The following is a 6,539-nucleotide window of genomic DNA, read 5'->3' as shown; positions in this document are numbered from 1 at the left end:
ACAGGAACGCATCGGCGTACTCCGCGCGCTCGGCCCCGCGGGTCAGCACCGCCACCGTCTCGCCCTCGTGCACCCCGGACAGGGTCAACTGCTGCAGGCAGATCTCGTTGAACAGGTTCTGGTCCATGGCTCCTCCGGCCTCGGCTCCCGAGATAGTCCGAACACTGACGATTGCGCGTCGGCGGCGCTCCGTCAAGCGCTGGATGTGACATCCGGGTGACGAAACGCCGGATCGACGGGAGCTGAACCGGTTACGAGACGTCCCGGTCGGTCCCGGCCCAGTGCCGGGCGCGCAGCTCGCGCTTGAGCACCTTGCCCGCACCGGAGAGCGGCAGCGACTCGACGAACTCGACCGACCGCGGGGCCTTGTACCCGGCGATCAGCCCCCTGACGTGCTCGCGCAGCTCGTCCGGATCGGGATCGGTGCCCGGCGCCCGGACGACCACGGCGTGCACCCGCTCGCCCCACTCGTCGTCCGGCACCCCGATGACGGCGCACGCCGCCACCGCCGGGTGCCCGGCGAGGGCGTTCTCCACCTCGGCGGAGTACACGTTCTCCCCGCCGGTGACGATCATGTCCTTGAGCCGGTCGACGACGAACACGTAGCCCTCCGGGTCCATCCAGCCGCCGTCACCGGTGTGCATCCAGCCGTCGCGCACGGCCGCGGCCGTCTCCGCGGGCCGGTCCCAGTAGCCGAGCATGACGTGCGGCCCGCGCACCGCGATCTCGCCGACCGTCCCGCGCGGCACCTCGCGGTCCTCGGCGTCGACGATGCGGATCTCGGCGTGCGGCGCCGCCCGCCCGGCCGAGCGGCGCAGCCGGTCGACGGCGTGGTCCGCGGGCAGCAGCAGGGTGGCGACGGGCGCGAGCTCGGTCATCCCGTAGGCCTGCACGAACTCGGCGGTCGGCATCCGCTTCGCGGCCCGCTCCAGCACCGCCTCCGAGATCGGCGAGGCGCCGTAGGTGAGCCGCCGGACCGAGGAGAGGTCGGCGTCCGTGGTGTCGGGCGAGTCCACCAGCATCTGGATCATCGTCGGCACGAGCAGCAGGTCGGTGGCGCCGTGCCGTTCGATCGCCTCCGCCACGCCGGCCGGGGTGAAGGACGGGACGATCACGTGGGTGCCGCCGAGGACGTTGCGGGCCACCCAGGCCGCGCCGTCGGCGAGGTGGAACATCGGCGCGGCGTGCAGCAGCCGCCCACCCGGCGTGGCCAGCGCCCCGGACGCGAGCGACCCGAGTGCCGAGGCGAGCAGGTTGGTGTGGCTGAGCACCACGCCCTTGGGAGTCCCCGTGGTGCCGCCGGTGTACCAGATCCCGGCGGGCGCGTCGCCGCCCCGGCGCGCGTCCTCGGCGGGCTCGTGGCCCGCGATCAGCACCTCGTGCGCGACGGTGCCCTCCGGGGCCGGGCCGTCGCCGCAGTAGACCACGCGCCGCAGGTCCGGGACCTCGGCGCGCAACGTGGGCAGCATGCCGGCGAAGGTCTCGTCGACCAGCAGGATCCGCACGCCCGCGTCGCGCAGCGAGAAGGCGATCTCGGCCGGGCTCCAGCGCACGTTGACCGGGGCGAGGACGCCGTCCGCCCACGGCACGGCGAACAGGTACTCGTGGTAGCGGTCCGAGTTGAGCGCCAGCATCGCGACGCGGTCGCCCGGCCCGCAGCCCAGGTCGCGCAGGCCCGCGGCGAGCCGCGCCACCCGGTCGTGGGACTCCGCCCAGGTCCGCACCCGGTCCCCGGCGATCGTGGCCGGGAGGTCCGGGGTCTGCTGGACCGCGCGGTGCAGGGCCTGGGTGAGGTACATCTCGCCTCCGGGTGGCGACGCTGCCGTGGGGCGGTGAAAGTAGCGGTTCGTCCGGTTCCGCACCAGCCGCCGTCAGTGGAGCAGCGCGGGATCCAGGCCGGCGAGCCGGTCGGGGTCGGCGAGGATGTCGATCTCGGTGATCCGGCCGTCGACGACCGTGAACGCCAGGAGCGCGACCGGGCGGCCGTCGATCGTGCCGAGCACGCCGGGCGCGCCGTTGACCAGCACCGGGTGCCGCACCTGGTCGGCACTGCGATAGGCCGCCGCCTGGCCGGCCACCACCCGGGCCCCGCGCACCTCGCGAAGCCCCATGCCGGTGTCGGCCCGCAGCACGACGTCCGGGTCCAGGACCGCCACCAGGCCCTCGATGTCCCCCTCGCGCGCGGCGGCCAGGAAGGCGTCGACGACCTCGCGGCGGGCGGCCCGGTGCCCCCGGTCGGCGGGCTCCGCCCCGCGCACCCGCCGGCGCGCCCGGCTGGCCAGCTGCCGGGCCGCCGCCGGGGTCCGCTCGACGAGCGGGGCGATCTCGTCGAAGGGCAGCCCGAACATGTCGTGCAGCACGAAGGCCAGCCGCTCGTCCGGGGAGAGCGTCTCCAGCACGACGAGCAGCGCGAGCCCGACCGAGTCCGCGAGCTCGGCCCCGTACTCGGGGTCGTCGGCGCCGTCCCGCCGGACGATCGGGTCCGGCAGGTGGTCGGGGAAGGGCTGCTCCCGGCGGGTCCGCCGGGCCCGCAGCTGGTTGAGCGCCACCCGGGCGACGACCGTCGTCAGCCAGGCCCGCGGGTTCTCCACCTGCGCAGGGTCGGAGCGGTGCAGGCGGAGCCAGGCCTCCTGCACGGCGTCGTCGGCCTCGCTGAGCGAGCCCAGCACGCGGTACGCGACCTGGCGCAGGTGCGCCCGGTGCTCCTCGAAAGCCTCGACCGGATCCATCCGTCACATCCTCCCGTCCGTGCGTGTCCGAGGTGGTGACCCACGAGGACCCGCCGATGTGACGGCGGGACGAGAGGAGACCGACATGACCGCACGGATGGGCAACCCGGCGATGGTGGTCCCGGGCGCGCTGCAGGCCCTGCTGGCGCTCGGCGACGCGGAGAAGGCGACGGGGATCTCCGAGACCGTCCTGGAGCTGGTCCACCTGCGCGCGAGCCAGATCAACGGGTGCGGGGTGTGCCTGCACATGCACGCCCGCGCGCTCCGCAAGGCCGGCGAGTCCGACGACCGCATCGACACGGTCGCCGGCTGGCGCGACTCCCCGTTCTTCACCGACGAGGAGCGGGCCGCGCTGGCCCTCACCGAGGCCGTGACCCGCCTGGCCGACCGCGCCGACCCGGTGCCGGACGAGGTGTTCGAGGAGGCCGCGGCGCACTACGACGAGCAGCAGCTCGGTGCGCTGGTCCTCTCGATCGCGCACATCAACCTGTGGAACCGGCTCAACGCCACCACCCACCAGGTCGCGGGCGCCTACTGAGCTACCGGACGGACGCGGCCGCCGCCGCGGCCCCGGCGGCCGGGTCGCAGCCCGGCACGTCCGCGACGGCCCGGATCATCGCCTCGGTGATCTGGCCGTCCGCGGCGAGCAGCGCGGCGACCGCCTCGGGCGACACCTCGCCGTCGACCTCGTGCTCGCAGAACTCCACGACGAGGCCGCGGCAGGCCTCGTGCCCATCCGCGGGTGGCGCAGATCGCGGCGAAGGCGGCCCAGCGGCCGCGCATCTCGTCGGGCCTGGGCAGGTCCAGCGGCACGAGGATCACCCGGACAGGGTGCCGCAGCCAGGTGTCCAAACCTGAAACAGTTTGACGCCCGCGGGCGGGGGCAGGCTGCCGGCAGCAGCCTCCCGAGAACGACGAAGGAGTCGATCCCCGCATGAAGACCAAGGCCGCGGTCGTCTACGAGACCGGCAAGCCGATCGAGATCGAGGAGCTGGAGCTCGACGGCCCCAAGGACGGCGAGGTCCTGATCCGCTACACCCACGCCGGGCTCTGCCACTCCGACGTGCACATCGCCCACGGCGACCTCGAGGCCCGCCTGCCGATGGTGCTGGGCCACGAGGGCGCCGGCGTCATCGAGGAGGTCGGCCCGGGCGTCACCCGCGTGAAGCCGGGCGATCACGTCGTCTGCTCCTTCATCCCGAACTGCGGCGTCTGCCGCTGGTGCGCCACCGGCCAGCAGGCCATCTGCGACATGGGCGCCACCATCCTCGAGGGCTACCTGCCCGGCGAGCGCTTCCCGTTCACCGGCCCCAAGGGCAACTACGGCGCGATGTGCATGCTGGGCACCTTCTCCCAGTACTCCACCATCCACCAGAACTCCGTGGTCAAGGTCGACGACGACCTGCCGCTGGACAAGGCCGTGCTCGTCGGCTGCGGCGTGCCCACCGGGTGGGGCTCGGCGGTCAACGCCGCGGACGTCAAACCGGGCGAGACCGTGATCGTCTCCGGTGTCGGCGGCATCGGCATCAACGCCGTCCAGGGCGCCCGCTACGCCGGCGCCAAGAACCTCATCGCCGTCGATCCGCTGCAGAACAAGCGGGAGAAGGCCATGGAGCTCGGCGCCACGCACGCCGTCGGCACCATCGAGGAGGCGGCCGACCTCGCCCGCCAGATGACCAACGGCAACGGCGCCGACAAGGCCGTCGTGACCGCGGGCATCGTCACCGAGGAGATCGTCACCGGCGCGTTCGACGCCATCGGCAAGGCCGGCACCGTCGTGCTGACCGGGCTGAACAAGCTGTCGGCGCAGAACGTCAACCTGCCCGGCTCGATCTTCACCCTGTTCAAGAAGACGGTGAAGGGCTCGCTGTTCGGCGACTGCAACCCGACCACCGACATCCCGAAGATCCTGGGCCTGTACCAGTCCGGCGACCTCAAGCTCGACGAGCTGATCACCAAGACCTACACCCTCGAGCAGGTCAACGAGGGCTACGACGACCTGCTCAACGGCAAGAACGTCCGCGGCGTGCTCGTGCACGAGCACTGAGACCGGGACGCCTGATCCGCCGCGGCGGGACCGGAGCGCACCGGTCCCGCCGCGTGCTCAGGCCTGTGGGACCCAGGCCGGCCGCTCGCGCAGCGCCTCCGGGTCGATGTGCAGCTCGCGGATCCGGCGGTAGAGCGTGGTGCGGCTGATCCCGAGCCGGCGCGCGGCGTGCACCTTGTTGCCCCCGCAGCTCTCCAGGCACCGCACGATCGCGTCCCGCTCGGCCTGCCAGAGGGCGCCCGGGACCGGTTCGCGCGGCCCCTCCCGGTAGCCCGGCGGCAGGTCGGCCTCGGTGAGGTCGCCCGCCGACCGGCGCCCGGCCACGTAGCCGACGACCGTCGCGAGCTCGCGCAGGTTGCCCGGCCAGTCGTGCGCGGCCAGGGTCCGCAGGGCTCCGGTGGTGAACCGGACGGTGCCGCCGGCGCGTTCCCGCAGCAGTGCGCCGGCGAGCGCCGGGACGCGGTCGCGCCGGCTGCGGACGGTCGGCAGCTCGAGCCGGACCGGACAGCGGGCCCCGAACGCGGCCGCCTCTCCCACCGGCAGGCCGTCGACACCGGCGGTCAGCACGAGCCGCACCCCCCGCCGGTCCACCTCGCGGCCCAGGTGCGCCGCGACGGCCGGCGCGAGGAGGTGGGCGTCCTCGACCAGCAACGTCCCGCCGCCCGCCGCCGGGTCCGCCTCGGCCAGCGGCACCAGCGTCCCCGCGACCGTGGCCTGCGCGCCGGCCAGCACCGTGACCGGGCCCGCTCCCGCGAGCTCGGCCGCGACCGTCGTCCGGCCCGTGCCCGGCTCGCCCAGGACCAGCACGTTCGCCTGCTCCGCGCGGTAGCGCAGGATGCGCGGCCGCAGGTCGGCGAACCAGTCCCGGTCCGCCGCGGGTCCCGCCGCGCGCACGGCCGTCGGCCGCGGCGGCCGCTCCAGCTCGACGAGGAAGCCACCACCGCCGACGGGCTCGACCCGGGCGAGCATCCGCGCGCCGGACGCCAGCTCGACCTCGGTGCGCACCGGGCCCGGCCGGCCGTGCCGCAACGCCTGCAGCCCGGCGTGGTCGACGGGCTGGAGCAGGTCCGCCGCGGCGTCGTTGGTCAGCACGAGGTCCGGCCCGAACGCGACCAGCGGACCCGCTGCCCGCACCCGCGCCGCCTCGAACGCCGCGAGCACCCGGCGGTGCGAGCCGCGGGCCTCGGCCAGCATGCCGTCGGCGATCTGCTGCGCGGCGCCGAGCAGGAAGGGCCGCAGCAAGGGGCTCGCGTCGGCGGTGAGGCAGGTGATGTCGAGGACGCCGGCGTGCCGCCCGGTCAGCGGGTCCCGGATCGGCACCCCGTAGCAGGCGAACCGCTTGAGCGACTCGAGGTAGTGCTCCGCGCCGACGACGGCGATCCCGCGCCGCAGCTCGGCGACCGTGGCGACCGAGTTGGTGCCGCTGACCTGCTCGGTGAACAGCTGGCCCGGCACGACTCCGACGGACTGCAGCACCGGCTCCAGCTCGGGCGAGCCGAACCGGATGTCGACCAGGCGGGTCTCGCGGTCGGCCAGGACGAGGGCGAAGCGGGAGCCGTGCAGGTGGCCCTCGAGCGCGGTGAGCACCGGACCCGCCGCACGGCGCAGCCGGGTGCCGGGGTCCGTCTCGACGACCGGGCCGACGTCGATGCACGCGGCGGGGTCGAGCCCGCAGGACTCCAGGCGCTGCCAGGACTGGGCGATCTCGGGGCGGAGCACGGACAAACCCGGACCCTCCTCGCTGCGGGATGCGGATGTGGGGA

Annotated in this window: 6 protein-coding genes and 1 pseudogene; 2 read left to right on the top strand and 5 right to left on the bottom strand. The window is 74.4% G+C overall.

Annotated features, from left to right (window positions below; genetic code table 11):
- The 3 genes and pseudogenes from ABD990_RS13325 to ABD990_RS13315 form a co-directional block, all read right to left on the bottom strand.
- Positions 1-127, bottom strand: a pseudogene (locus tag ABD990_RS13325) (leucyl aminopeptidase); the annotation flags it as partial.
- Between the two features lie 124 nt (positions 128-251).
- A complete protein-coding gene (locus tag ABD990_RS13320; protein ID WP_345380763.1) occupies positions 252-1,799 on the bottom strand; it encodes an acyl-CoA synthetase in 1,548 nt (515 codons plus the stop codon).
- Positions 1,800-1,871: 72 nt separating this feature from the next.
- Complete coding sequence (locus ABD990_RS13315; protein WP_345380761.1) at positions 1,872-2,729, bottom strand: sigma-70 family RNA polymerase sigma factor; 858 nt, start codon at positions 2,727-2,729, stop codon at positions 1,872-1,874.
- An 85-nt stretch (positions 2,730-2,814) separates the two neighbouring features.
- Here ABD990_RS13315 and ABD990_RS13310 point away from each other — a divergent pair, with 85 nt between their 5' ends.
- Complete coding sequence (locus ABD990_RS13310; RefSeq protein ID WP_345380760.1) at positions 2,815-3,267, top strand: carboxymuconolactone decarboxylase family protein; 453 nt, start codon at positions 2,815-2,817, stop codon at positions 3,265-3,267.
- A gap of 1 nt (position 3,268) precedes the next feature.
- Here the strand turns inward: ABD990_RS13310 and ABD990_RS13305 are convergent, their stop codons facing one another.
- Positions 3,269-3,436, bottom strand: a complete 168-nt coding sequence (locus ABD990_RS13305) for a hypothetical protein (RefSeq protein WP_345380759.1) — start codon at positions 3,434-3,436, stop codon at positions 3,269-3,271.
- 227 nt (positions 3,437-3,663) lie between these two features.
- Here ABD990_RS13305 and ABD990_RS13300 point away from each other — a divergent pair, with 227 nt between their 5' ends.
- Positions 3,664-4,776, top strand: a complete 1,113-nt coding sequence (locus ABD990_RS13300) for an NDMA-dependent alcohol dehydrogenase (RefSeq protein ID WP_345380758.1) — start codon at positions 3,664-3,666, stop codon at positions 4,774-4,776.
- A gap of 57 nt (positions 4,777-4,833) precedes the next feature.
- Here ABD990_RS13300 and ABD990_RS13295 read toward each other — a convergent pair whose 3' ends face one another.
- Positions 4,834-6,495 carry a sigma-54-dependent Fis family transcriptional regulator gene (locus ABD990_RS13295; RefSeq protein ID WP_345380777.1) on the bottom strand — a complete coding sequence of 554 codons (1,662 nt, stop codon included), beginning with the start codon at positions 6,493-6,495 and terminating at the stop codon, positions 4,834-4,836.
- Positions 6,496-6,539: the final 44 nt, after the last annotated feature.

The organism is Pseudonocardia yuanmonensis (genome assembly GCF_039542425.1).
In the GTDB taxonomy this organism is placed as follows: Bacteria; Actinomycetota; Actinomycetes; order Mycobacteriales; family Pseudonocardiaceae; genus Pseudonocardia; species Pseudonocardia yuanmonensis.
This window is presented reverse-complemented; position numbering and strand designations above follow the sequence as displayed.